Genomic DNA, 23,748 nt, shown 5'->3' with positions numbered 1-23,748 from the left:
GCGATCAGCCGTTACGCAGACGGCGCACGTGCTCGAGATGGCGCTTCACGGTGGGGACCGTACCCCTGGCGAACATGACGAGCCTGGGGTCGTCGCCCTGGGTGGCGAAGGTGTCCAGAAGCTCGGCGGTTTCCTGGTGCGCCAGGTCCTGCTGCTCGAGATAGCGCTGGTCGAAATCGTCGTCGGACGCTTTCTCGAGATGGTCGATCATCTGACCGTGCCGGCTGTCGAGTTCGGCCGGCGGCTCGGGCGCGTCGGGAATGCTCTGGAGCGTGCACGCCATCTGGTGATGGGCGGTCGTATGATCGGCCTTCATGCGCTGCGCGAAGGCGCGGACGGCCTCGCTGCGGCTGCGCTTCAGGGCGATGGCGGCGGCCTGAAGCTCGTAGCGGTTGCCGTTCACGGCGCGCTCGACGAATTTCGATCCGCCGGTGGTCATGCCGGCCGCGCCCTTGCCGGCGAGCCCGCCCATCGCGTCGGCGGCGCGATCGATCGCGCCGCGAAGTCCGGTGTGTTCGCTGTCTGACATGTTCGCCTCCTAGGCCCGGCCGGCCCCATGCTTCCCGTATCCGAGATCGTCGAGGTTTCCGTCCCGGCGCAGCGGCGCGACCGGGTGTTCGCCTTCGGTCTCGAGGCGATAGTCCTCGCCCTTCTCGGCGATCCGCTTGTCGACGACCTGTTCGGACGGCACGCCGCCGTCGTTGACCCTGGCCTGGTACTCGAAATAGCGATGACCCTCGGGCAGGTCGCCGATCGGCACGAAGGCGCTGTCATAGCCGGTGAGATCCACCTGATTTTCCAGCACGTCGCGCACATAGGCCTTGTTCTCGTGGAAGGTGACGCCGTGCTCCATGCCGTTCGCGGGCAGGAACTCGGCCGGGTCGCGCTTCTCGATCGCCTTCATCGCCTCGCAGGCCAGGCGCAAATGCTCGATCTCCATGCCGAGATGGAGCTCCCAGATCGAGCGGATGCGCGGATCGGTTTCGTCCTCCATCGCAGACCAGTACATCCAGCACTCATGATACTGGTGCAGCACGTTGCGCATCAGCCAGGACGTCGAGGGGTCCATGATCGTCTCGTAGTGGCTGACGTGCTGCTCCTCGATCTCGGCGATCTCGAGATAGAGCCCGCGCGCGAGCGGATCCTCGGGACGATTGCCGACCGTCATGTAGAAATTCATCGTCTGCTGCTCTGCGGCGACGATGGTCATCGCGTTCATGATCGACTGGAACGCGCTCGCCTCCACGGTCATCGGACGGCGGATCTCGTCGTGCGGATCGCGGTGCTCGAAAATGGTCGGGCGGCCGGGAATGATCTCGGTGTAGTTGCCGACGATCTTCGAGGGGTCCGAGCCCATAAGGTCGAGCAGGTTGGCGTAACGATAGAGGTGGTCGAAATCCTCCAGAAGGCCGAATTCGTAGACCTGCTTCAGGTACGGATCGCTTTCATGGCGCGCGACCCAGGCGGTCAGGTCGACGGCCACTTGTTCGTAACCGATCGTGTTTTCGAGCGTGCTCTCCCGCCCTGGAATGAGCCAGTTCACGACCTTCTGCTGCTGCTGCTCGATCCGGCGGATCTGGGCGAGCTGCTGCTTCAGGCCGGTGTCGATCGTGTGCCGGGCGAACTGGTGGGAGAACATCACGCTCTCCACCTCGACGCCGTTCAGCGTGATCACACGCGTGCGGGTATAGGGATGCACGGAGTCCGGATCGTAGGGCTGGACGTTCAGCTCCTGCCAGCTGCGCAGCTGGCGATCGAGCGGGATGCCATTTTCCTGGAGGGGATTGAAAGCCATTGGGGGCTCCGTCGGGCTGAGGGGGCGGCCGGGTGTCGCCGCGGTCCTGAGCGAACACTCCGTCAAAAGACCCGTTCCCGATTACGGGAAATTCCGGCAGGCGCCGCGCTGCCTGGGCAAAACGCGGCGAAGCGGGCGGCACGCATCGCCAGTTCGCGTGTTGTCCCTGTCGAACACCGACACGGGAGCACCGCCATGAACCGCGCCCTTTTCGCCGCCGCCTGCGCCCTGCCGTTCGCGGCCGCCTGCGGCGAGGACGACATGTACGCCGACACCGAACCGCAGGAAGGCGAGTTCGCGGTCGGCGAGGAAGAGGACGTCAACGACCGCGCCTCCACCGAGGCCAGCGGCGCTGAATCCGCCGAACTGCCGATCGAGGGCCGGCCTGGCGGCGAAGCCACGCTGGAAGCGCCCGACGCGCAGGCGTCCGGAGACCGCGCGCTGCTGCCCTTCACCGCGCGCGGGACCGAGCCGGGCTGGATCCTGGAGATGGCCGGGTCGACGACACAGTTTGAATACGATTACGGCCAGCAGCAGGTGAGGCTGCGCACGCCCGAACCGCGCGAGACCAGCGAGGGGATCGTCTTCCAGGCCCAGGACGAGCCCTTCACCGCGCGCCTGACCGAAGAGCGCTGCACCGCCGCGTCGGGCATGCCCCATCCTTTCACCGTCGAGGTGCGCTATCAGGATCAGACGTTTCAGGGCTGCGGCGGCGAGCCGCGCGAGCTTCTGACCGGCGACAAATGGACCGTGACCGCGATCGGCGACATGACGGTGGAAGGCGCGGACACCCCGCCCTCGATCCGCTTCTCTGAAGACGACGCGGGCGGGTCGACCGGCTGCAACACCTTCCGCGCCGGCTACGCCCTCACCGGCGAAACCCTGACCATCGAGCCCGCCGAGACCACCCAGATGGCCTGCTCTGAAACCGCGATGCGGATCGAGGAACGCTTCCTGGACGCGCTGGATTCGGTCGAGCGGATCGTGATCGAGGGCGACGGCGCGCTGACCCTGCAAGGCCCCGGCGCCAGCATCGAGGCGCGCCGCGGCGGCTAGGGTCCCGGTTTGCGTCGCCACCCCCGGCGCGAGCCTGTATAAGGCCGCCACGACGTTGACCGGGGGAGCTGATCATGCCGATCCTGCGCGCTGCGCTTCTGTCCGCTGCGGCGATGCTCGCCGCCTGTTCAATAGAGCCGCAGGCGGGCGCGCCTGTGGCTGCAGGCGCGACCGCGCCAGGAGATGAGACCGCGTCGGTGACGGTGCGGGCCGACCACCCCTTCACCCTGCGCCTTCCTGCGCCCGAGGCCGATACGGCCGGGCTCAGCCTGCAATACCGGCGTAATGAGGGCGCCTGGACCGCGGTCGAGTTTCATGACTTCCCCCTGCCCCAGCGCGAGCTGACGCTCGATTTCGGCGGTCTCGCCCCCGGCGCGCCACCCCCGGGCTGGACGATGATCGGAGCAGCCACGCTCGAGGGCGCTGACGGAGGGGTGCTGTCAGCTCAAGCGCGCGGCGGGGACGGGTTCGCGCTCTACGACACCCTCTGGCCGCTCGATGATTTCAGCTACGCCGCCGTCTTCCGCCTGGCCGAGACCGGCCCCGGCGCGGCGCTGGTGTTCGGCTATGAGAGCCCGGAGAATTACGCGCGCGCCGTGTTCGACCCCGAGGCCGGCGCGATCCGGGTCGAGCGCGTCGAGAACGGCGCAGCGCGCGTCCTCGCGCAAATGACCGCCGAGATCGCCCGCGGCGTGTGGCTCACCGCCGGAGTGCAAGGCGAAGACGGGGTCCTCACGGTCGAGCTTGGGGACGGCGAAGCGGTCCTTGAGCTTCCCCGTCCAGGCGGGCTCGCCTCGGAACGGCTGGGCCTTCACCTTCCCGAGGGCGCAAGCGCCGGGATCCGCAGCGTCGAGATCGCAGGCGAAGCGGCGACGCCGCGCGTCAGCCGCGTCTCCACCCAAGGCGAAGCCGTGTTCGGCGAAGGCGAGACCGCCTGGCCGATCGTGATCCGCCGCTTTGCAGACGGCGCGCTGACCAACGAAGCCGGCGACGTGTTCGATTTCCGCCTCGTCGACGCCTCGGGAACGCCGGCGGCGGACGCGCCGATACGCCTGACCCTGACCGTCCCGGACAATCATCTCGGCGGCACGTTCGTGGAGACGCCGGGCCGGATCGGGCCGTTCGAGGCCTCGAACGGCGATCTTTACGTGATCATGGAGCCGGCCGAGACCGACAATCTGTTCATGGTCGTCAAGTCAGAAGACGGCGGGCGCAGCTGGGCGGAAATCGACGGCGCGAACCGCCCGGCCACCGGCGATCTCGAAGCGGTCGACGCCCGGCTCGTGGACGGCGCGCTGCACATCCTTCACCAGATCACCGAAGAGGTCGTCCTGCACGTCTTCGCCACGTCCGACCATCCCGAGACCCCCGACCGCTGGATCGCCACAGACCGGCCCGTCGCAGAAGCCGAGGCGATGTCGCAAATGGCGAGCCTCGCCGCCCGCCCCGACGGCCGCCTCACCGCGGTGTTTCTCGGCGACCGGCTCTATGTGACCGAGCAATCCGAAGACCGCGCCTGGTCGCCGATGCGCCCGCTCGATCCGGCCGCCGCGCACGTCACCGTCGGCCCGCAGGCGCTCGCCGTGCCCGGCGGCGCCGTGCAGGTCGCCTACGCCGACACGGGCGGGACGGTCTGGCTCACCACGCTCGAACCCGGCGGCGCGCCGTCCGCACCGATCGAGATCGCCCGGGGCGCTGTCACCGGCGAGGACGATTTCGGCGCCGTGCTGCCGCTGGCCCGGCTCGAAGCCACCGGCGCGCTCGTCATCGCCTACCGGCTTTCGGACGGGACGTTATGGGAGCGGCGGCTCACAGGCGACGCGCTGAGCGACCCCCGCCAGATCACCCCCGGCCCCGTGATCACCAACCCGGTCGACTCCCAGCAGGTCGCCGCCGACCTCGCCTCAGGCGCCGGCGCGCTCGCCGCGCTGTTCATCGAGGCCGAAACCGGGTCGATCTACAGCACTCAGTACTGCCTCGGCGGCTGGACCCCGCCCCGGCTGGAAGTCAGCGGGATCACCGGCTCCTGGGTGCGCGGCGCGATCTATCGAGACGACGCTGGCGCGCCAGTCTATCGCTTCGTCTACGACGCCGGCTCGAACGGCGGCGCGGGCTTGAACCGGTATGCGGAAGCGACACTGGACCGGTGCGGATGAAGCGGCGCTGACCGACCGGCGCACAAGGCAAGGGCGGTTAGCGGAACCGAGTGTGATCAGTTCGGCCTGGTGAGCGGGACCGCGCCGCGCCCGAGAGCCCGTAAGGGCTCGAGGATTAGAGAAAATGGTGGACTTAACGGGACATTTCTCGAACCCCGAAGCACTGATTGAAGCGCTGGAGGAGATGGAGGAGGTGCTTACCAGACCGGCCAGCAGCGAAAATGTTGGGCCTATCCCACAGGCCGTGGAGCCTAATCCCAGCTGAAGACACCGCCGGCGGCGGATTCGCCGCAAAGAAATCCGCTCCCCCTGCATGATGAGTGAGAATGCCGACTTCGTTTATGTTCACGCGAAGTCGAACATGGCTGTTTTGCACACTGCAGGAAATCGTCAACTGAATGCTAAGGAGGACGCGGCGGCCGCCCTTGAGCGCCTTTTCGTGCTTCTCGAGCAGAAGCGGCGGACGTTCGATTTCTCGGCTGCAACTCGGATTGGCAAATGCGTTTTTGTGGGTGAAGGCGATCTGAGCTTCGCACGTGCTTTGGCTCGCGACCCGAAAAGTTGCGCCGGGAATATCATAGCGACAACCTTTGAAGCCGAGCGCAGCGTTTGTCTGGAGGGAAGGACAAACGCCCGATCACTGAGCGATCTAGGCGCCAAGGTGTTGCACGGCGTCGACGCCCGAAACCTAAATGAGCGAAACTTGCCGACAATGGCGGAGCTGATCGCGTTTCAGTTCCCGAACACGGGCACGCGAAGGTCGGTCCACGGTCGTACAGATAATCATGTTCTGTTGCGCCGGTTCCTCCGGGCGGCGGCCTCACGACTTAAGTTGAGCGGTCGGATTGCAGTCACGCTTGTGAATAGCCCGCATCATCTCGGCGCATTTGATCCGCCTTCGGCGGCGCAATGGGCGGGCTGCGAAGTCGTGGAGGTGCTTCCGTTTTATCGGTCCGCCTGGTCGGGGTATGGTCATGTCAACACCAACGATGCAAGCGAGAGCGCTTTGTCGAAATACCGGTCTTGCAGCACCTGGGTCTTTAATTCGGTGAGGCGATAGGATGGCGGACTCGGTGAGTTTACCGCCCGGCGCACGTCTCATTCGCGACTTCGTGTCGGAGCAGGCCGGTGACCGACTTCTCACAGCGATAGACACATCAACCTGGCGCGCGGATCTGAAACGGCGCGTGCAGCACTACGGCTGGCGGTACGACTATCGCGAGCGTCGCGTAACGAGCGACATGCGGCTCGGCGCGCTGCCGGACTGGCTTCTTCCCGTCGCCGAGGCTTTTGGAGATCTGCCGGAGTTTGATCGGCGACCCGACCAGGTGATCGTGAACGAGTATCTTCCCGGGCAAGGCATTTCCGCCCATGTCGATTGCGAGCCGTGCTTCGGGCCAGCGGTCGCTTCGCTCAGTCTTGGCGGTCGGACGGAGATGGTGTTCAGAAACCGAAGGAGCGGAGAGCGGCGACCATTGATGCTCGCTCCGCTTAACCTCCTGATCCTGGCCGGCGAGGCGCGCTATGACTGGACGCACGAGATTCCGGCGCGCAAATCCGACATGATCGGGGGAATGCGCCAGCCCAGAAAACGCCGCGTGTCGCTGACCTTCCGGACAGTGACGCTATAGGCGCGTGTTTTATGGAATTGGTGGGCCCGGAGGGACTCGAACCCCCAACCAAGCGGTTATGAGCCGCCGGCTCTAACCAATTGAGCTACAGGCCCGGCGCGTCAGGCGCGGACGATGTTCTTAGCGCGGGCGGCGCGCGGCGCAAAGCGTCTGGTGCAAGCGCAGATGTCTGCGGCTCCCGACGCCTGGGGACGAGCCTTCAAAGCGGCACGAAGCGGTCAGGGCGCGGTCAGGGCGCGGCCCGAGTTTCGCCGCACTCGCCGGGGCAGTATCCTTCATTCGGTTTACGCCTTGAAGGAGGCCTTCATGATCCGCGCGCTCGCGCTTTGCACCGCCCTCGCCCTGCCCGCTGCTGCGGCCCTGCCCGCGTCTGCGTTCGCCCAGACCGCGCCGGCCGAAAGCCCGGCCCTGTTGTCGCTGAGCGCGACCGGAGAGGTGAGCCTCACCCCAGACCAGGCGCGCACGACCGCCGGCGTGGTCACGCGCGGGGACACCGCCGCCGAGGCGGTGCGGGCGAACGCGCAAGCGATGAACCGGGTTTTCGCCGCGCTGCGCCGGGCGGGGATCGCCGAGCGCGATCTTCAGACCGCGAACCTGTCGGTCAATCCGGTCTACGCCCGTCCCGATCGGGACTCCGACAATTCCGAGGCGCGCATCACCGGCTACGAAGCGCGCAACGAGGTCAGCGCCCTGGTCCGCGACATCAGCGATATCGGCGCAGTGATCGACGCCATGTTCGAGGCCGGCGCGAACACGCTTCAGGGCGTGCAGTTTCTCTCGAGCGAAGCGGAGGGCGCGCGCGATGAAGCCCGCCGCCGGGCGGTCGCCGAGCTGATGGCGCTGCGCGATCTCTACGCCGAGGCCGCCGGGTTCACCATCGTCGGGCTTGAAAGCTTCACCGAGAGCGGCGGCATGCGGCCCCAGATCGTGATGACGGCGGCGCGTATGGAGAGCATGGACATGAGAACCCCCGTCGCGCCGGGCGAGCTGACGGTTCGGGTCCAGGTCAGCGCGAGCTGGGAAATCGAAGGCTAGAACCGCCCGGCCTCGCCGCTCACCAGACAAGGCCCGGCGCGCAAAAACGCGCGCTGAGCCCGTCTTCGGCGAGCAGCGCCTGCGCGCGCTCTTCGGAAAAGCCGCCCTGCAAGCGGCCTGACGTGATCCCGCCGGCGATGAAGAGCGCGTCCACGCCTTCGCGCTGGGCGCCGGCGATGTCGGTGCCCGGCCCGTCGCCGATCGCGAGAATGCGGGACTTGTCGGCCGGCTCGCCACCGATCGCCTCGATCTTGGCGTAGGCGAGATCATAGATCGGCGGATGCGGCTTGCCGGCGAGGATGACCGTCCCGCCCATCTTTTCGTACATCTGCGCCAGTGCGCCGGCGCAGTATCTGAGCTCGTCGCCGACCTGGACGATGATGTCGGGATTGGCGCAGACCATGTCGAACCGCCTGAGCTGCGCCTCGCGCAGAAGGTCTTCGTACTGGTCCGGCGTCTCGGTCTCGTAGTCGAACAGGCCGGTGCAGGAGACGAATTCGGCCTCCTTCAGCGGCGCAAAGTCCAGCCCGGTGCCCTCGTAGAGCGGATCGTCCCAGTCCGGCCCGAGCTTGAAGGCGGGCCCCGGCGCGCGCGCGGTGAGCACCGAATGGATGGCGTCGCCCGAGGTGACCGCTTCGTCGAAATGCCGAGGCGTCCCGCCGAGCTCTGACAGATGGGTCTTCAGCGAGGCCGATCGCCGGGGCGAGTTCGACACCAGCACCACCGTTCCGCCCTGGGCGCGGTACTTTTCGAGCGCGTCCAGCGCGGGCTGGACGAGGCTGCGCCCGTCGCGGATCACGCCCCAGACGTCGCACAGCACGGCGTCATACTGGGCGGCGAGGTCGGAAAGGCGGGGATGGTCGGTCATGGCCTCGGGCGTAGGCCCGGGCTGGTGCGGCGTCAACCGGCGGGCGCGGGTGCCGGAGCGAGATCGTCGAGGCTCACGCCGAGCGCGGTCGCGAGCGCCTGAAGGGTTCTGACGCTCGGCGATTTCACGCCGCTCTCGATCTCGCTGAGATAGGCCGCGCTGAGCCCCGCAAGGCGGGCGAGACCGCGCAGCGACTGGCCGCGATGCTCGCGCCAAACCCGGACGGGGCTCTCGCCGTCGAGCAGGCGGCCCACCACCGCATCGGGCAACAGCTCTTCCTCGCCGCGCGCAAGGGCGTCATGGAAGTCGCGCACCGAAGCCAAGTCACTCATCTCCGGGCCCCCTCCTCCACCACTCGCACTTCCTCAGGATAGGAGACAAGATATAATCGATGCGGAGTGGGAAATGACAATGTGGCTTCGTCAAAAACAATCTTGCTTGAAGGATTGCGGCGGTCAGCAATGATCAGAATGTGGGTCGGTATCGGCAGCTAGCGAGAGTAAGAAGCGATCTTCCTCGCTTTCTCGCGAACGACATTATCCACTAGCGGGCCGACGTCTGACACCATCCAGCCTGCCCGTGGAGTTGACCACGGCTCGGTCCCCACACTCTCTCTTACGTGAAGCACCACTCCCGAAGATAGTCTAAAACGAATTGGTGTCTCGAAGATGGTCGGTATGCTCGAAGGCAATTTCTTGAGCAACTCCGCTACAGTAGATGCAACATCGGGCAGTTGTCTGTCACTTGGGGGCAAGAGCACCTGAGCCCGGATGGGCGGGCCCGCCTGAGAGGCGTATTCGAGTCGGACCGCGTCGAGCCATCGATCTTCATGTCGCTCGCGTTGCCTTAAAAACGAGCCGCGTTTTCGCTCACTGCGATCAACGAACACCTCTGTGCATTCTAAGTAGAATGCGAAATTCTCCGATGTGACGAGGAAATCAGCGGAACCGGCGGCTTGGTCAATTAGGCTTGCGGACGGGAACACTCTGGTCATCGCCCATTTGGCGAAGAACCGTTCGCGTTCTCGCTTACGCTCCTCCTTCCTGCTCACCCCGTCCGCCGCACCTCCTGGTCGGCGGCGGTGATGACGTCGTCGCGGACCGGGCGCGGGGCGCCGAAGAGGTGGCCCTGGGCGTAGGCGATGTCGAGATCGAGGACTTCGACGACGGTGGCTTCGGCCTCGATCTTCTCGGCGACCAGATCGACGCCATAGCGCGCGAACAGTCCGGCCATGTCTTCAGGACGCACCGCGCCGGGCTCGCGGCCCGCGATCGGTTCGCCGCCATGGGCGGCTTCGATCAGGCGCCGGCCGGGGACTTTCAGGAATCGCACGCCGGCGCGCTGAAGCTCGGCGAGGTCGATATTGAGATCGCTGATCTGGTCGAGCGAGAAGCGGAAGCCGTAATCGGCAAGGCGCGCCATGTTGCGCGCCGCCACGGCCGAGCGCGCCTCGAAGGCGGCGCGGGGCATCTCGAAGATCAGCGCGCCGGCGAGATCGGAATTGCGGCGCAGGAAATCGAGAAAGGCCGGGAAAAAGTCCTCGTCGGCCAGGCTGCGGATCGAGACGTTGCAGAACACGCCCACACGCCGATCGGACTTGGTCAGACGGCGTACGATCTGAACGCAGCGCAGCAGCAGCAGATTGTCCACATCGGTGATGAGTCCGGCCTGCTCGGCGGCGGCCAGAAACTCGCCGGGCGGGATGACCTGGCCCTCTGCGTCGCGGATGCGCGTATAGCCCTCGTAGAAATAGGTGCGCCGCTGGGGCAGGCCGACCACGGGCTGCAGATAGAGATCGACCCGGTTCGCGTCGAGCGCGTCGCGGACGATATCGGCGGCGTCGGCGCGGATTTCGACCGGCTCGGGCTCGGCCTTGGCCTTGTCGAGCCGGCTGAGGATCTCGGCGAGCAGGGTCTCGTCCTGCCGGGCCGGCTCTCCGGGCTTGCCGCCTCCGGTCTGGGCGAGTTCGTCGATGCGCGCCTGGGCGGCCTCGAGCTCTTCGAGCATGGAGAGATTGGCGGCCTTGAGCTGGTGCAGCTCGTCCTCGAACAGGGATTTTTCCTGCGCCCGCACCGCGGCGCTGTGCACCTGGCCGGCGATGAGGAAGACCAGCGCGCCCATCAACCAGGCCATCTGGGTGTTCATCAGCCCCAGCCGGTCGAATCCGAGCGCGGCCACCACGGCCACCATGGCGTAGGTGAGCACCACCAGTATGTCGCCCGCGCGCGGCATGGCTCCCCCGTCAAAGGCGCGAATCGATACGCGCCGCGTGGAGAATAGCCTGCGTTAAGGGAGGTTGCCGAACCGTGAACATGAAAACGGCGCGCCCCGGATGGAGCGCGCCGCTTCGTTCAGGCCGCAAGGGCGCTGATTACATGGTGCCGCGGCGGGGCGGAGAGATCTTGATCTCCACCCGGCGGTTGGCGGCCCAGGCGGTGGGGTTGTTGGCCGGGTCGAGCAGCTGACGCTCACCCATGCCGGCGACGTAGAACCGGTCGCCGTTCACCCCGCGCGCGATCAGCTCGGCGGCCACCGCGCTGGCGCGGCGTTCGGAAAGCGCCTGGTTGTAGCTGGCGTCGCCGCGCTGGTCGGCGTGACCGATCACGTCCACATAGGTGGCCGGGTAGGTCATCATCACGTCGGCCACGTCAGACAGCACCGGATCGAAGCGCGGCGCGACGCGCGAACTGTCGGTCTCGAAGGTGATGTCGCCGGGCATGGTCAGGATGAGCTCGTCGCCGACGCGGCGAACGGAGACGCCCGAGCCGCGCAGGCGCTCGCGATAGGCTTCTTCCTGGCGGTCCATATAGACCCCGACGCCGCCGCCGAGGGCCGCGCCAGCCGCAGCGCCGACCGCGGCGTTGCGCGCGTCGTCGCCGCCCGCGAGCGTGCCGAGCAGGGCCCCGCCGGCCGCACCCAGAAGAACGCCGGTGCCGGCGTTGTTGCGCGTGACGTTGCCGTACTGGTCGGTGGTGGTGCACGCCGCGGCCAGGCCCAGGGCCAGCGCGGCGGCGGTGAGAGAACGAAGGATCATCAAAGCGTCTCCTTGTGAACGTAAGCGGCGGACCCGCTTCATGGCGGAACCGTCCGGCCGCCCTTCTTAACCCATTTAAACGGCGGGCGCATGAACCCGTCGTGAAGGCCTGTAACGCGAGGCGGGCCGGATCGCTCCGCTCAGGGGTGATCGCGGCGTTTCGCGGCGGAATTCGGGCGATCGATTGGAACCGCGAAATTTTTTCGCCTCCGGCCTTCCCCCGCCCCTTGACGCATTTCCGCCCCAGTCTTACCTCGGCGCTCGTTAGCAGCCGGGCCCGGCGAGTGCCAACACGCCGTCCGGCGGCTAAACCTGATGAAATCCTGAACGAGCGGAACCGCTCAGACACGGAGCTACGGCAATGAATTTTCGTCCTCTGCACGATCGCGTGCTGGTGAAGCGCGTCGAGGAAGAAGCCAAGACCAAGGGCGGGATCATCATTCCCGACACCGCCAAGGAGAAGCCGCAGGAAGGCGAAATCGTCGCGGTCGGCGGCGGCGCCATCAAGGAAGACGGCACGGTGCGTCCGCTGGACGTGAAAGCCGGCGACCGGATCCTGTTCGGCAAGTGGTCGGGTACCGAAGTGACCGTCGACGGTCAGGAACTCCTGATCATGAAAGAGTCCGACATCCTGGGCATCCTGGAAGGCAAGTCCGCCGCGAAGGCCGCTTGATCAGCGCCCGGCGACGATCCCTTTCAAAGTTCAACCGTTTGAAACGAGAGACGAAACATGGCTGCTAAAGACGTCAAATTCTCCGCCTCCGCGCGCGAGAAAATGCTCAAGGGCGTGGACACCCTCGCCAACGCCGTAAAGGTCACCCTGGGCCCGAAAGGCCGCAACGTGGTGATCGAGAAGTCCTTCGGCGCCCCGCGCACCACCAAGGACGGCGTGTCGGTCGCCAAGGAAATCGAGCTTGAGGACAAGTTCGAGAACATGGGCGCCCAGATGGTCCGCGAAGTCGCTTCGCGCACCAACGACGAAGCCGGCGACGGCACCACCACCGCCACCGTGCTGGCCCAGGCCATCATCCGCGAAGGCATGAAGTCGGTCGCCGCGGGCATGAACCCGATGGACCTCAAGCGCGGCATCGACAAGGCCGTCCTGAAGGTCGTCGAGAACATCAAGTCGATCTCCACCCCGATCAAGGGTTCTGAAGAGATCGCCCAGGTCGGCACCATCTCCGCGAACGGCGAAAAAGAGATCGGCGAGATGATCGCCCGCGCCATGGAGAAAGTCGGCAATGAAGGCGTGATCACGGTCGAGGAAGCCAAATCCCTCGAAACCGAGCTCGAAGTCGTCGAAGGCATGCAGTTCGACCGCGGCTACCTGTCGCCGTACTTCATCACCGACGCCGACAAGATGCAGGCCGAGCTGGAAGACCCCTACATCCTGCTGTTCGAGAAGAAGCTCTCCTCGCTGCAGGCCATGCTCCCCGTGCTCGAAGCGGTGGTCCAGTCCAACCGTCCGCTGCTCATCATCGCTGAAGACGTCGAAGGCGAAGCGCTGGCGACCCTGGTGGTCAACAAGCTGCGCGGCGGCCTGAAGATCGCCGCGGTGAAGGCGCCGGGCTTCGGCGACCGCCGCAAGGCCATGCTGGAAGACATCGCCGTCCTGACCGGCGGCCAGGTCGTCAGCGAAGACCTCGGCATCAAGCTCGAGAACGTCACCCTCGACATGCTCGGCACCGCCAAGAAGGTCACGATCACCAAGGACGACACCACGATCGTGGACGGCGCGGGCGAGAAAGAGGCCATCGAAGGCCGCGTCTCCCAGATCCGCCGTCAGATCGAGGACACCTCGTCTGACTACGACAAGGAGAAGCTGCAGGAACGCCTCGCCAAGCTGGCCGGCGGTGTTGCGGTGATCAAGGTCGGCGGCGCTTCGGAAATCGAAGTGAAAGAGCGTAAGGACCGCGTCGACGACGCGCTGAACGCCACCCGCGCGGCGGTCGAGGAAGGCATCGTGCCGGGCGGCGGCATCGCCCTGCTCAAGGCCTCCAAGGCGCTCGAAGGCCTGACCGGCGACAACGACGATCAGGACCAGGGCATCGCGATCATCGCGCGCGCCCTGCAGGCCCCGATCCGTCAGATCGCCGAGAACGCCGGCGTTGAAGGCTCGATCGTGGTCGGCAAGGTGCTCGACAGCTCCGACGCCAATTTCGGCTACAACGCTCAGACCGAGACCTACGAAGACCTGGTGAAAGCCGGCGTCATCGACCCGGCCAAAGTCGCCCGCATCGCGCTTCAGGACGCCGCCTCGGTGGCCGCCCTGATGATCACGACCGAAGCGGCCGTGGCCGAAAAGCCGAAGAAGAACGAGCCCGCCCCGGCGGCTCCGGACATGGGCGGCATGGGCTTCTAAGAAGTCCCGCAGCTCACGGCTGAAACGGAAAGGGCGGCTCGATCGAGCCGCCCTTTTTGCTTCGCGCCGCCGGATTACTCTGCGACCGTATCGGCCTGCAGGTTCACCAGGATCTGCACGCCCGGCTGGTGGCCGACCTCGATCTGCGCGGGCTGTCCGGCCGCGACGATCAGCCGGGGTGAAGACAGGATCACGTCGTCTGAAAGCCGCGTGATGACCATGCCGATCGCCACGCCGTTCTCCGGACACGCCCGCTCGGGCGCGGGCGCGCACGGGGACGCGGTCAGCTCGATCGCGAACTCGGCAGCCGATCCGCTGCGCGCATGGGGCAGCTCGAAGCGGAGCGGTTCGCCGGAAGTCAGCCGCACCGTGGTCTCGATCCGGTTGGACCGAAGCTCGTTGTCGGTCGCCTCCTGAAGGGCGAGGTCGAAGTCCACGACATAATCTTCCGCGCCCGCCAGCGGCGCGAACAGCAATCCCGCTGCGGCGAGACCGGCGGTCGCCGCCCCGCCCAAGCCGCCCAGCAACCATTCGGCTCGTTTCGTGATCGCCTCCTTCACGCCCACCGTCATGTCCGGCCATCGCCGGGGTTGGGCCAGCAAATAATCGACGACCATCGACCGGATCACCGCGCCGCTGGACACGCCCTCTTCCCGGCAGCGGGCGAGGAACTCGTCCTTGAGTTGATCGGGCATGCGCACGTCCAGCCGGGCGTTGTGTTTCAGCCGTTCGATCTCGTCGCGTTTCATGGCGGCCCCGAGCGCTAAAGGGTTCGAGCCTGAACGCTAGCCGGACTCGGTCCGGACAGGGAGCAAAACCGTGTGGGACAGGCGCCGCAGCGCGAAACCATCGGCGAGCCGGCCGCATTTCCCTCCCATGCGCATCATCGACGCCCTCCGACCGGACCGCCCCGCCGTGCCGCATCCGGTTCTGTTCGCCTGCGGGATCGCCGCCGTGCTCGGCGCGGTGGCCGGGCTTTCGGGCGACATCATCACCGTGCGGCTGAACGATCAGCTGAACTTCGTCGCGAACACCGTCTCCCAGGGCGCGGCGGGGCCGCACTCGATCTGGGTCGATCTTGGGCTGACGCTGGAAGGGCTGGGCCTGGTCGCGATCGCGGCCGGACTTCATCACTGGAGCCTGGGGCGCAATCCGCGCTTCATCGCGGGCTGCGCCGTCATGGCGCTCACCGGGCTCAGCGTCGTCCTGCTCGCCTGGCACAACGCCTATGGCGACGGCGAGCCGGGCGGGTTCGTCTTCCACAAGCCGCTCACCCTGGTGATCGGATTGCTGTTCGCCGCAGCCCTCGGGCTGCTGGCCAGGGAACTCGGCGAGCTCGACACCGGGTATTACCGGTTCAGCTTCATCGCGGCGGGCGCCTGGCTGATCGCCTGGCCGGCCTTCATCGTCACGCCGGAGGCGTATAACGGCGCGGTCGAGCGCATCGCCGGCTTCACGCTGATCACCTGGATGGTCATCGCCGGCCGCCTGCTGATGCGGCGCGGGCGTGGCGAGCGTCTGGACGAAGGCGGGTTCTAGCGTCTTAGGGCGGACCGGCCGACGCGCCGCGGCGGCAGGCCGACCATCACGTCCGTACCCCGCCCCTCGATCGTGTTCATGTCGACCACGCGCCCGCGCCAGATGTCGGACGGGTTGAAAACGGAGCTGTCGGAGATGACGACGAGATCGCCCTCCAGCCGCCAGCTTCCGAACAATTGCGCGGGGTCTTCGCAGGCGAACGCCGCGTCGACCCGCCCGTCCGCCAGAAGCGTCACTGCGCAGCGCGCGCCGTTCTCCTCGAACGTCCAGCGGCCCGCCAGCGTCTCCATCGTTACGGTTTCAGCCGTGCGCGGGAGCGCGGCGCCGAGCCGGTTGAGTTCCCACTGGCCGATCTGGCGATCGCCGCCGACGATGCGGATGGCGCCGTCGGGCCGGCGCACGTCGCCGCCCCATACGCCCTGATTGCGGCGATCAAAAATCACGACCCGGCCTTGCTGATATCTGAACCGGTCGGCGTTGGCGAACGGCCCGCAGCCCTCGCCTTCCACGCGGACGCGGCCGCCCCCGTTCGGACCTCTGAACAGCGTCAGATAGCACTCGCGCGGATACCCGTTGCGCGGGCTCAGCCGGTATACGCCCAGAAGATCGCCGGGTCGCAAGCGGTTCGCCTGTTCAAGCGCGCGGCGCTGAGCCTGCGGCTCGCCGCGCAACCAGGCGCGCGGTCTCTCGCTCTCGGGCCGTAACTGGTAGCTAGTCCCGTCCGACCCCTCTCCGACCCAGACTTCGGCCTCTCGGCTGGGAACCGCGCCGCGCCAGGCCGGCGTGAAACCGCCAGACCAGAAAGCGATCTGATGGCGGCCCGTCCCCATCCCGCGTTCAAGCTCCCAGCGGGCGGCGGATGCGATCGGTTCGGGGCAGTCGCGCGCATCCATCTGGAACGTCTCGCGAAGCTGGTTGAATTGGTCGGTCAGCCGCACGGTGCACACGCGCGCGCCCGACTGGTCGTACAGCCCGTACTCGCCGGACAGGTGCTGGCCGTAGAACGGCGCTTGCTGGCCGAACGCGGCGGCGGAGAAAAGGCCGGCGAGGAGCGCGGCGAGTGCGAAAACCGATTTCATCATGCGCTCCAGTCCTACGGCCAACCGGGGTTGAACGGGCGGTCGTCGACCACGATCGGGCCGTTGGAGATCGTGAGCGTGGCGTCCACCTCGCTGTTTCCCCCAAAGAACAGCCCGACATAGATTCTGTAGAAGCCGGCTTCCGCGTTTTCGAAGGTCAGGCCGGCCCGCTCGTCGAATTCGCCGACGTCGTCATTGCAGATCGCTTCGCCCGAGGGCGGCCGGACGTCCATGACGTAGTCGTACTCGCCGTCCGCCACGAAGGAGAGCGTGCCGCCACCGGCCCAGTCCACCACCGCGCTGGGCGTCTCGCCCACCGATCCGGAGCAACGCCCCCACTGCTCCTCGCCGTACACGTCGAGCGAACCGAGCTCGACGCCGTAGCCGGTGCGTACGTCGATGGTGAGCGGATCGGGCGTGAACCCTGGCGCGAGGCTCAGCTCTACAGCCGGGGTCGTCTGCGCGCGCGCGTTCGGCCGGCCGATAGGGTGGGCGAAGGGCGAGCTTTCCGAGATCACAAGGGTCGAATTGGACTCGCGGTCGCTGAAATCGCCGACCCAGATCCGGTAAAGCCCTGGCTGCGGCGACCGGTAGGTCAGCGCGGCGTTCGTGCCCCGGCCCGCCCCGTCGTCGTCGCAGCGCCAGGCGCCGGACGGATCGATGATCGCGAGGGTCGTGTCGGCCCGGCCGGCCGTGAAGATGCTCAGCGAGGGCGCACCGCCCACATGATCGAGCACGATGGTGGGTTCTTCGGTGACGACGCCGTAGCAGCGGTCGGGAAAGCCGGACCGGCGCGCCGCGTAATCACCGCCGGAGCGGATCGCGATGACATAGGGATCGGGCTCGCCGCCGGTCCCGAAAACATGCTGTCCGTAACGCGGCGCCGCGTCGGGCTGAACCTGGCCCGCCTCGCCGCCAAAACCGAAAATCTGCGCGGATGCAGCCGACTCGCAAAGCAACGCCGCAAAACATGCGGCCAACGCCGTTCTAACCACGATCCCCCCCAGTAAATCACCCGTGAAATCGCGGTTTAGAGAACCGGGAACGAACACTCAATGAGAATGATGTTCCAGGCGATATTATCGCTTTTCCGTAGCAATTCCGGATAATCGGAACGTCGCCCTGATCGGACGCATAGGCGATATTACAACGGCGCAGCCGGCCCGATGAATACTCAAAGCAACAGCGTCCGACGCCTTCGGCGCCGCCTGAGAAGGGCGGCGCTCAGAGCGCGCGCTCGAGGCGCAGCATCAGGTCCTGATCGTCGGCGCCGTCCGACAGCCCGAACAGCACGCCCACCGACCATTCCAGACCCGCCGCGTCGATCTCCCCGCTCACGACCGGGCCCAGCTGGTGGCTCTGGTCGTCGAAACTGCCGAAGCTCACGCCCATGGCGCCGAAATCGTTGAAGCTCTCGACGCCGAGCGCGAACCCGTCTCCGAACGACCTGTAGACGCTTGCGCGCGCCTCCAGGAACCAGTCGTCCGAGGCGCCCGCACCGAGTTCGCGATCCACGGACGCCATCGCACGCACGCGCCAGCTCTCGTCGAGCCGCCATTGATGAAGCCAGGTCACGCCGAGCTCGTCAGGCGCGCCGTCGCGCACGGCGGCGCGCGCGTTAAAGCGCAGGCCGCTGGAATAGCCTGACGGCGTCGGCTCGATCAGCTGCAGGTGCAGCTCGCCCTGGACATGATCCAGGGTGATCCCCGCGCCGGACGGATCGCGCCAGAGCCCGCGCACCCGCCAGCGCAGTCGCTCGTTGATCGCCTGCTGATAGTGAACACGGTGCGCGAACGCCGCGTCGTCCACGGTTTCGCCAAACGCTGCGCCCAGACGGTATTCGAGTTCGCGCTCGCCGGCCTTGATATCGGGACCGGAAACGCTGCTGACGGTTTGTGCGAGCGCCGCTCCGGGAAGCAGCACGGCGAGGCAGAGGGCGACGAAACTGGCTTTCATAAAAATGTCACATAAGGGCTGTCCGCGTACGGATCAACGCCCCGTCTGCGAAATTCGCACCGCGCCGACGCCCGCACGTGCAGCGCGCGAGCGAACGCCGCCCGGGTGTGACGCCCCGAGCAGGAAGGCGTTTTAAAGCAGGTGCTTGAGGCGTTCTCTAGACCGGATCGGTGATCTGGTGCAGCGCGTCGATGCGGATGCTCGCTTCGACGAGGCGATCCATCGTCAGATCGCCGCGCTCGACCGCCGCGCCCACCCAGTCGACCGCCCGGCGGGGCAGGTCGGGATCGGCGTCCGCCGAGTTCGAGATCAGCAGGAGATCGTTGCCCGCTGCGATCGAGCGCACGATCGCCTCCTCCCGGCTGTAGTGCGAGCGGATCGCACCCATGTCGAGATCGTCGGTGATGATCGCGCCGGAATAGCCCATCGCCTGGCGCAGCAGGCCGCGCAGCATGGGCCGGCTGAGCGTGGCGGGCAGGCCTTCGGGGTCGAGGCGCTCATTGACCAGATGCCCGCCCATGATCAGATGCGCGTGATCGGTGTCGATCAGCCGGGCGAAGGGCTCGACCTCTTCAAAGCTCCAGGTTTCGGTGAGGTCGACATAGCCGTCATGGCTGTCGCCGATCGAACGGCCGTGGCCGGGGAAGTGCTTGATCGAACAGGCGATGCGGCGCGCCTCCATCGCCTCGACGAACAGGGCGCAATACTGCGCCACCGCGGCCGGGTCGTCGCCGAAGGCGCGCTCCCAGCGGGCGATGACGGCGTTGCCGTCCTGATGAAGGTCCGCGATCGGGGCGAGGTTCATGTTGAACCCGGCCGCAGCCAGCTCCTCCGCGCCCCGGTCGAACGCGGCGCGCGCGGCTTCGGGACCGGCTTCGACGAGGGCCGAGGCGGTGGGGATCTTGTAATAGCCCATGTCTCCGCTCAGGCGCTGAACGAAGCCGCCCTCCTGATCGACCGACAGGAAGGCGTCCGGCGCGGCGGCGCGAAACTGCGCGGTCAGCCCTTCAATACCCGCCCGCGAGCGCGCGTTATGGCGCAGGAACAGCGCCCCGCCGACCCGGCCTTCGGCGAGATGATCGGTCAGCGCGTCGGTGTCCCCGCCCCCCGGCGCATCGCCGAGAAAGCCCAGGATCAGCATCCGTCCGACCAGACGCTCCAGCGGCGCGTCGGCCCAGGAGGACGACGCCGCAGCGGTCGCGCCAGTCATCGAGGCGAGCCCCAGGCCCGCGGCCGCGCCGACAAAGCGGCGCCGGTCGAGTGTGATGGTCATTGTCGCCCCTCGCCCGCGCCCCTCGCGCAGGTCCGTCTGTCCGTCAGCCGAGACGATACCGGCGCTGGCGGGCGAGGTCCACGCCGGCGCGCCTTTCCCGCCCATGACGACGAATTAAGCCTGCGGACGAGGCGGCGTAATGTGAGGCGGGTCAGTCTGGCGGGGCTTACAGGGAGATTTCGCCATGAAACATTTTCTCGCCGCCTGTGCGGCCGCCCCGCTCATCGTCGCCTGCGCCACCGCCGGCGCCCAGGAAGCCGACCTCGCCGGCGCGGAGCGCAACACGCGCATCCTCATCGTCAACGGCGAGCGTATCGCCATCGGCGACGGCGGAGACGCCGCCGAGGCGATCGAGCGCGCCATCGAGCGCAGCGACCGCAAGACCGTCGATCTCAGGCTGGAAATCCTCGAAGACGAGCTTTGGGACGAGGGCGAGATCGAAGCCTTCGCCGAGGCCATGGCCGCGCTCGCCAACGGCTTCGCCCGCGACGCCATGGTCGTGGCGTTTGCAAACTCCGATTTCGACTTTGATTTCGAGGGCGAGCTCGACTTCGACGAAGCCGGGATCGAACGCCACGCCGAGCGCATGGAGCGTCACGCCGAACGCATGGCCCGGCACGCCGAGCGTCTGGCCGAGCGCGCCGCGGAGCGTGGTCACGACGCTGAAGCCTTCGGCGCGCGGATGGAGCGTTTCGGCCTGGCGCAAGGACTGCGGGGGATCGAGTCCGGCGCACGCGGGATCGAACGCGCGCTGGAACGCGGCTGGGTTCATGACGGCGGCGAACGGGTCGAGCTCGACAACGAACGCCGTGCCGAGCTGGAAGAGGCGCTCGAAGAGCTCCGGGCGGAGCGCGCGGAGCTCGCCGAACGGCTCGAAGCGCTGGGCGGTCCAGGCGAGCGCCGCGAGGTGCGCATCCGCCGCAATAACGGGGAAGTCCGCGCTTGGGTGGACGGCGAGGAAGTGACCGGCTCGGCCCTGGACGAGCTGCTGGCCGAGCATGAAAGCCGGCTTGCCGGCGCGCCCACCCCGCCCCCGCCGCCGCCTGCGCCGCGGGACTGAGCGGAGATCAAAAAAAGGCCCGGCGTCGCAAGACGCCGGGCGCAAAGAAATGGTTGGTCGATTAAGAGACGTCTCCTCCCCAGAGACACCGCTTAAGAGACAAGACGGTCAGGCCTTGTCGTGAAATCAGACTGACTCACTTCAACAAGGCCCGTCAAGCCCCTGAAACAGAGCCGCTATGCGCCGTGCGCATGGCGGGCTCAGCGGCCCAGGCGCTCGCGAACGGCCGAAACGACCGCCTCGCGCCTGACCGTGAACTGGGCGGGCTGGTCCTCACGCCAGGCCTTGTTGTCCTCGATCTGGACGGCGAGCCGGGCGCCGAGCGCGAGATCCTTGATCTGCGCTTCGCCCTTTTCGCGCTCTTCGGAACCGATGATGACCGCGAACGCCGCGCCGCGCCGGTCGGCGTATTTCAGCTGCTTGCCCATGTTTCCGCCGCCCACGAAGGCCTCGGCCCTGAGGCCGGCGGCCCGCAGCTCGGCGGCGAGCGCGAAATAGTCCGCCATACGGTCCTTTTCCGCAGCGATCACCACCACGAGCGGATCGGCCTCGGCGGCATCCAGACGGCCGAGCGCGCTGAGCGCGGCCGCAAAGCGGGAAACGCCGAAGCTGAACCCGGTCGCGGGCACGGCCTGGCCGGTGAAGCGCGCGACGAGATCGTCATAACGCCCGCCCCCGCCGACCGAGCCGAAGCGCATCGGGCTGCCGTCCGCATAGGTCGCCTGGGCCAGCAGCTCGGCCTCGAAAACCGGTCCGGTGTAATAGCCCAGCCCGCGCACCACCGTGGTGTCCAGCAGCCAGCGGCCCGACTTGCCCAGCGCGTCCAGTATGGCGGTGATCTCTTCAAGATCGCTCACCGCCGCCTTGCCGGTGTTCGACCCGCCGAGGGTCGCGGCCAGCCGCTCGAGCGTGTACCGATTGGCCTCGTTGGCCGAGGCGTTGCTTTCGGCGACCGCCTTCTGGATGGCGACGAAGTCGAGCACCGTGCGCCGCTGCGCCGCGTCCAGGCCTGCGCCTTCGGTGAAGTCCCCGCTCTCGTCCTTGCGCCCTTCGCCGAGCAATTGCTCGACGCCTTCAAGGCCCAGCCGGTCGAGCTTGTCGATCGCGCGCAGGACCCGCAGCCGCTTGTCCGCCGCGCCCTCGCCGAGCTGTTCGAGCACGGCGTCCAGCAGCCGGCGGTCGTTCACCCGGATGACATACTCGCCCTGCCCCAGGCCCGCCGCAGCCATGACTTCGCTGGCGAGCGCGATCATCTCCGCATCTGCAGCCGGGCCGGCTGCGCCGACGCTGTCGGCGTCGCACTGGACGAACTGGCGGAAGCGGCCCGGGCCGGGCTTTTCATTGCGCCAGACCTCGCCGAACTGATAGCGGCGGAAAGGCTTGGCGAGGTCCTGATAGTTTTCTGCGGCGAAACGGGCGAGCGGCGCGGTCAGGTCGTAGCGCAGCGCCATCCACTGCTCGTCGTCGTCCTGCATGGCGAAGACGCCTTCGTTGGGCCGCTCCTCGTCGGGCAGGAACTTGCCCAGCGCGTCGGCGTACTCGAAGGCCGGCGTCTCCAGCGGCTCGAACCCCCAGCGCTCGTAGACCCCGCTCGCCGCGGCGACCAGGGCGCGCTCGGCGCGCAGCGTATGCGCGGACCGGTCCTCGAAACCGCGCGGACGACGGGCCTTGGGCTTGAACGCCTTCTGTTTCGCCATGGGAAGCTTTCCGGATCAAACGTTTTGGAAGTCCGGCACGGGTTAGCCTCGCGGCGTCCGCCGATCAAGCGGCGCAGGCCTTGCATGTCCGCGGGGCGAAGCAAAGGAGCCGCCTCACGATGATCCGCGCCGTCCTCACCGCCCTCGCTCTCGCCGCATGTTCGGGCGCGGCGTTCGCCGACAGCGCGCGCGTGATCGACCTCGCAGGCCGGATCGCAGGCGAGGCTGAAACGCGCGCCGACGCCTTCAGGACCGCGCCCGCCGCGCCCGCCGAGGCCCCGGCGACCGGCGACCGGCTGCTCGCAGACCTCACCGATTTCGCCCTCGCCGCGAGGGCGCTCAGCGCCGAGATCGAAGCCCGCGGCGGGCCTGAGGACCTGAAATGCATTTTCCGGGGGATGAGCCGGGACGCGGGCGCGCGGATCGAGGCGCTGGACGCGGCAGAGACCCGCGCGGACATGTCCCGCGCCTACGCCGAGATCGCCCGGCTGGCCCGCCAGGCCGAACAGATCGCCGCCGATCCCGAGGCGTCGGGACCGGCGATGAGCTGCAGCTCTGACTAGCCCTTGTACTTCACCGAGCAGCCATAGGGCGCGGTCGCGGCGGGGTCCGGCGTTTCGCCGGCGGCCACGGCGTCGAGCGCCATCGCGACGAACGGCGTGGCTTCGGGATCGCCGTCACGCGGGCGGGGCTGGTCGTCGATGCCGCCGGCGTATTGCAGCACGCCTTCCCCGTCGATGACGTACATGTGCGGGGTGGTGCGCGCGTCATAGGCGCGGCCGATCACGCCGTCGGGATCAAGGATGGTCCAGGCCGGCGCGGAGCCGCGCTCGGCGTTGATGCGCAGCGCGTCGGGGCCTTCGACATGGCCCTGCTCGCCGGGTGCGGAGCTGATCACCTGGATCCAGACCGTGCCTTCATCGGCGGCGCGGGTCTGCAGCGCCTGCATGTTGCCCTGATAGTGCCGCTGCACGTAGGGGCAGCCGTGATTGGTCCATTCCAGGACCACCGTCTGGCCGGCGAAGTCCGACAGGGAGATTTCCTGGCCGTTCGCGGTCTGGCCGGTGAAGGCCGGGGCGGGCTGGCCGGGAATCGCGTCCGCGCGCGCTTCGGCGGCGAAGGCGGCGAGCGTGAGACCGGACGCGGCCAGAAGGCCTGCGGCGGTGGCGAGGGTGCGGCGCGAGAACGTCATGGTCGGGTCTTCCAT

The 23,748-nt window shown here is 67.4% G+C and carries 23 protein-coding genes and 1 tRNA gene; 10 read left to right on the top strand and 14 right to left on the bottom strand.

Annotated elements, in window-relative coordinates; all coding sequences use genetic code 11:
* Window positions 1-4 precede the first annotated feature (4 nt).
* Together ABL308_08135 and ABL308_08130 are read right to left on the bottom strand one after the other, a co-directional pair.
* A complete protein-coding gene (locus tag ABL308_08135; GenBank protein ID XBQ14932.1) occupies window positions 5-529 on the bottom strand; it encodes a DUF4142 domain-containing protein in 525 nt (174 codons plus the stop codon).
* A 9-nt stretch (window positions 530-538) separates the two neighbouring features.
* Window positions 539-1,795 (bottom strand): hypothetical protein, encoded by a 1,257-nt coding sequence (locus ABL308_08130; GenBank protein XBQ14931.1) that lies wholly within the window; start codon window positions 1,793-1,795, stop codon window positions 539-541.
* A gap of 195 nt (window positions 1,796-1,990) precedes the next feature.
* On the opposite strand from ABL308_08130, the gene ABL308_08125 reads away from it, so the two are divergent.
* The 4 genes from ABL308_08125 (at window position 1,991) to ABL308_08110 (ending at window position 6,638) form a co-directional block, all read left to right on the top strand.
* Window positions 1,991-2,851: an META domain-containing protein gene (locus ABL308_08125; GenBank protein ID XBQ14930.1), complete on the top strand. Its 861-nt coding sequence runs from the start codon at window positions 1,991-1,993 to the stop codon at window positions 2,849-2,851.
* Between the two features lie 74 nt (window positions 2,852-2,925).
* The gene (locus ABL308_08120) at window positions 2,926-5,007 is read left to right on the top strand and encodes a hypothetical protein (GenBank protein XBQ14929.1); all 2,082 of its coding nucleotides are present in this window, start codon (window positions 2,926-2,928) and stop codon (window positions 5,005-5,007) included.
* 313 nt (window positions 5,008-5,320) lie between these two features.
* On the top strand, window positions 5,321-6,067 hold the full coding sequence (locus ABL308_08115; protein ID XBQ14928.1) for a class I SAM-dependent methyltransferase: 747 nt from the start codon (window positions 5,321-5,323) through the stop codon (window positions 6,065-6,067).
* 1 nt (window position 6,068) lies between these two features.
* Window positions 6,069-6,638, top strand: coding sequence for an alpha-ketoglutarate-dependent dioxygenase AlkB (locus ABL308_08110; GenBank protein XBQ14927.1), 570 nt, complete (start codon window positions 6,069-6,071; stop codon window positions 6,636-6,638).
* A gap of 18 nt (window positions 6,639-6,656) precedes the next feature.
* Here ABL308_08110 and ABL308_08105 read toward each other — a convergent pair.
* Window positions 6,657-6,733 (bottom strand) — tRNA-Ile (locus ABL308_08105).
* A 211-nt stretch (window positions 6,734-6,944) separates the two neighbouring features.
* Between ABL308_08105 and ABL308_08100 the strand changes: the two genes are divergently transcribed.
* Window positions 6,945-7,673, top strand: coding sequence for an SIMPL domain-containing protein (locus ABL308_08100; GenBank protein XBQ14926.1), 729 nt, complete (start codon window positions 6,945-6,947; stop codon window positions 7,671-7,673).
* A 19-nt stretch (window positions 7,674-7,692) separates the two neighbouring features.
* Here the strand turns inward: ABL308_08100 and ABL308_08095 are convergent, their stop codons facing one another.
* The 4 genes from ABL308_08095 to ABL308_08080 all read right to left on the bottom strand — a co-directional run bounded on the left by ABL308_08095 (window position 7,693) and on the right by ABL308_08080 (window position 11,575).
* Window positions 7,693-8,541 carry an HAD family hydrolase gene (locus ABL308_08095; GenBank protein ID XBQ14925.1) on the bottom strand — a complete coding sequence of 283 codons (849 nt, stop codon included), beginning with the start codon at window positions 8,539-8,541 and terminating at the stop codon, window positions 7,693-7,695.
* A gap of 32 nt (window positions 8,542-8,573) precedes the next feature.
* Window positions 8,574-8,873: a helix-turn-helix transcriptional regulator gene (locus tag ABL308_08090; protein XBQ14924.1), complete on the bottom strand. Its 300-nt coding sequence runs from the start codon at window positions 8,871-8,873 to the stop codon at window positions 8,574-8,576.
* A gap of 715 nt (window positions 8,874-9,588) precedes the next feature.
* Window positions 9,589-10,773, bottom strand: a complete 1,185-nt coding sequence (locus ABL308_08085; protein XBQ14923.1) for an EAL domain-containing protein — start codon at window positions 10,771-10,773, stop codon at window positions 9,589-9,591.
* Between the two features lie 139 nt (window positions 10,774-10,912).
* Window positions 10,913-11,575 carry an OmpA family protein gene (locus tag ABL308_08080; protein ID XBQ14922.1) on the bottom strand — a complete coding sequence of 221 codons (663 nt, stop codon included), beginning with the start codon at window positions 11,573-11,575 and terminating at the stop codon, window positions 10,913-10,915.
* 361 nt (window positions 11,576-11,936) lie between these two features.
* Here ABL308_08080 and groES point away from each other — a divergent pair, with 361 nt between their 5' ends.
* Both groES and groL read left to right on the top strand, forming a co-directional pair.
* Window positions 11,937-12,248: a co-chaperone GroES gene (gene groES, locus ABL308_08075; protein XBQ14921.1), complete on the top strand. Its 312-nt coding sequence runs from the start codon at window positions 11,937-11,939 to the stop codon at window positions 12,246-12,248.
* A 57-nt stretch (window positions 12,249-12,305) separates the two neighbouring features.
* Window positions 12,306-13,937, top strand: a complete 1,632-nt coding sequence (gene groL / locus ABL308_08070) for a chaperonin GroEL (GenBank protein XBQ14920.1) — start codon at window positions 12,306-12,308, stop codon at window positions 13,935-13,937.
* A 74-nt stretch (window positions 13,938-14,011) separates the two neighbouring features.
* Here the strand turns inward: groL and ABL308_08065 are convergent, their stop codons facing one another.
* Window positions 14,012-14,686, bottom strand: coding sequence for a hypothetical protein (locus tag ABL308_08065; GenBank protein XBQ14919.1), 675 nt, complete (start codon window positions 14,684-14,686; stop codon window positions 14,012-14,014).
* A gap of 127 nt (window positions 14,687-14,813) precedes the next feature.
* Between ABL308_08065 and ABL308_08060 the strand changes: the two genes are divergently transcribed.
* Entirely contained in the window at window positions 14,814-15,476 is a 663-nt protein-coding gene (locus tag ABL308_08060; protein XBQ14918.1) for a DUF998 domain-containing protein, read from the top strand.
* Here the strand turns inward: ABL308_08060 and ABL308_08055 are convergent.
* From ABL308_08055 to ABL308_08040, 4 genes are all read right to left on the bottom strand, one after another.
* Complete coding sequence (locus ABL308_08055; protein ID XBQ14917.1) at window positions 15,473-16,555, bottom strand: hypothetical protein; 1,083 nt, start codon at window positions 16,553-16,555, stop codon at window positions 15,473-15,475. The two genes, ABL308_08060 and ABL308_08055, sit on opposite strands and share 4 nt — an antisense overlap.
* Before the next feature lie 14 nt (window positions 16,556-16,569).
* Window positions 16,570-17,535 carry a hypothetical protein gene (locus tag ABL308_08050; GenBank protein XBQ14916.1) on the bottom strand — a complete coding sequence of 322 codons (966 nt, stop codon included), beginning with the start codon at window positions 17,533-17,535 and terminating at the stop codon, window positions 16,570-16,572.
* A gap of 244 nt (window positions 17,536-17,779) precedes the next feature.
* The gene (locus ABL308_08045) at window positions 17,780-18,511 is read right to left on the bottom strand and encodes a hypothetical protein (protein ID XBQ14915.1); all 732 of its coding nucleotides are present in this window, start codon (window positions 18,509-18,511) and stop codon (window positions 17,780-17,782) included.
* 157 nt (window positions 18,512-18,668) lie between these two features.
* A complete protein-coding gene (locus ABL308_08040; GenBank protein XBQ14914.1) occupies window positions 18,669-19,784 on the bottom strand; it encodes a glycoside hydrolase family 3 N-terminal domain-containing protein in 1,116 nt (371 codons plus the stop codon).
* A 184-nt stretch (window positions 19,785-19,968) separates the two neighbouring features.
* On the opposite strand from ABL308_08040, the gene ABL308_08035 reads away from it, so the two are divergent.
* Complete coding sequence (locus ABL308_08035) at window positions 19,969-20,844, top strand: hypothetical protein (GenBank protein ID XBQ14913.1); 876 nt, start codon at window positions 19,969-19,971, stop codon at window positions 20,842-20,844.
* A gap of 200 nt (window positions 20,845-21,044) precedes the next feature.
* Here ABL308_08035 and hisS read toward each other — a convergent pair whose 3' ends face one another.
* Complete coding sequence (gene hisS / locus ABL308_08030) at window positions 21,045-22,541, bottom strand: histidine--tRNA ligase (GenBank protein ID XBQ14912.1); 1,497 nt, start codon at window positions 22,539-22,541, stop codon at window positions 21,045-21,047.
* Between the two features lie 119 nt (window positions 22,542-22,660).
* On the opposite strand from hisS, the gene ABL308_08025 reads away from it, so the two are divergent.
* Window positions 22,661-23,104, top strand: a complete 444-nt coding sequence (locus ABL308_08025) for a hypothetical protein (GenBank protein ID XBQ14911.1) — start codon at window positions 22,661-22,663, stop codon at window positions 23,102-23,104.
* On the opposite strand, the gene ABL308_08020 is transcribed toward ABL308_08025, so the two are convergent.
* The gene (locus tag ABL308_08020; GenBank protein ID XBQ14910.1) at window positions 23,101-23,748 is read right to left on the bottom strand and encodes a redoxin domain-containing protein; all 648 of its coding nucleotides are present in this window, start codon (window positions 23,746-23,748) and stop codon (window positions 23,101-23,103) included. The genes ABL308_08025 and ABL308_08020 overlap by 4 nt on opposite strands.

It is taken from the genome of Oceanicaulis sp. (genome assembly GCA_040112665.1).
Taxonomy (GTDB): Bacteria; Pseudomonadota; Alphaproteobacteria; order Caulobacterales; family Maricaulaceae; genus Oceanicaulis.
Note: the sequence above shows the minus strand (reverse complement) of the source record. Positions and strands in the feature narration are given on the sequence as shown.

Excerpts from the sequence above, each read along its gene's own strand:
- ABL308_08110 (XBQ14927.1), top strand. The coding sequence starts at position 6,069 with ATGGCGGACTCGGTGAGTTTACCGCCCGGCGCACGTCTCATTCGCGAC.
- ABL308_08090 (XBQ14924.1), bottom strand. The coding sequence starts at position 8,873 with ATGAGTGACTTGGCTTCGGTGCGCGACTTCCATGACGCCCTTGCGCGC.
- ABL308_08020 (XBQ14910.1), bottom strand. The coding sequence starts at position 23,748 with ATGGAAGACCCGACCATGACGTTCTCGCGCCGCACCCTCGCCACCGCC.
- ABL308_08115 (XBQ14928.1), top strand. The coding sequence starts at position 5,321 with ATGATGAGTGAGAATGCCGACTTCGTTTATGTTCACGCGAAGTCGAAC.
- ABL308_08125 (XBQ14930.1), top strand. The coding sequence starts at position 1,991 with ATGAACCGCGCCCTTTTCGCCGCCGCCTGCGCCCTGCCGTTCGCGGCC.
- ABL308_08100 (XBQ14926.1), top strand. The coding sequence starts at position 6,945 with ATGATCCGCGCGCTCGCGCTTTGCACCGCCCTCGCCCTGCCCGCTGCT.
- hisS (XBQ14912.1), bottom strand. The coding sequence starts at position 22,541 with ATGGCGAAACAGAAGGCGTTCAAGCCCAAGGCCCGTCGTCCGCGCGGT.
- ABL308_08045 (XBQ14915.1), bottom strand. The coding sequence starts at position 18,511 with ATGAAAGCCAGTTTCGTCGCCCTCTGCCTCGCCGTGCTGCTTCCCGGA.
- groL (XBQ14920.1), top strand. The coding sequence starts at position 12,306 with ATGGCTGCTAAAGACGTCAAATTCTCCGCCTCCGCGCGCGAGAAAATG.
- ABL308_08130 (XBQ14931.1), bottom strand. The coding sequence starts at position 1,795 with ATGGCTTTCAATCCCCTCCAGGAAAATGGCATCCCGCTCGATCGCCAG.
- ABL308_08120 (XBQ14929.1), top strand. The coding sequence starts at position 2,926 with ATGCCGATCCTGCGCGCTGCGCTTCTGTCCGCTGCGGCGATGCTCGCC.
- groES (XBQ14921.1), top strand. The coding sequence starts at position 11,937 with ATGAATTTTCGTCCTCTGCACGATCGCGTGCTGGTGAAGCGCGTCGAG.
- ABL308_08135 (XBQ14932.1), bottom strand. The coding sequence starts at position 529 with ATGTCAGACAGCGAACACACCGGACTTCGCGGCGCGATCGATCGCGCC.
- ABL308_08065 (XBQ14919.1), bottom strand. The coding sequence starts at position 14,686 with ATGAAACGCGACGAGATCGAACGGCTGAAACACAACGCCCGGCTGGAC.
- ABL308_08060 (XBQ14918.1), top strand. The coding sequence starts at position 14,814 with ATGCGCATCATCGACGCCCTCCGACCGGACCGCCCCGCCGTGCCGCAT.
- ABL308_08035 (XBQ14913.1), top strand. The coding sequence starts at position 19,969 with ATGAAACATTTTCTCGCCGCCTGTGCGGCCGCCCCGCTCATCGTCGCC.
- ABL308_08025 (XBQ14911.1), top strand. The coding sequence starts at position 22,661 with ATGATCCGCGCCGTCCTCACCGCCCTCGCTCTCGCCGCATGTTCGGGC.
- ABL308_08085 (XBQ14923.1), bottom strand. The coding sequence starts at position 10,773 with ATGCCGCGCGCGGGCGACATACTGGTGGTGCTCACCTACGCCATGGTG.
- ABL308_08055 (XBQ14917.1), bottom strand. The coding sequence starts at position 16,555 with ATGAAATCGGTTTTCGCACTCGCCGCGCTCCTCGCCGGCCTTTTCTCC.
- ABL308_08080 (XBQ14922.1), bottom strand. The coding sequence starts at position 11,575 with ATGATCCTTCGTTCTCTCACCGCCGCCGCGCTGGCCCTGGGCCTGGCC.
- ABL308_08040 (XBQ14914.1), bottom strand. The coding sequence starts at position 19,784 with ATGACCATCACACTCGACCGGCGCCGCTTTGTCGGCGCGGCCGCGGGC.
- ABL308_08095 (XBQ14925.1), bottom strand. The coding sequence starts at position 8,541 with ATGACCGACCATCCCCGCCTTTCCGACCTCGCCGCCCAGTATGACGCC.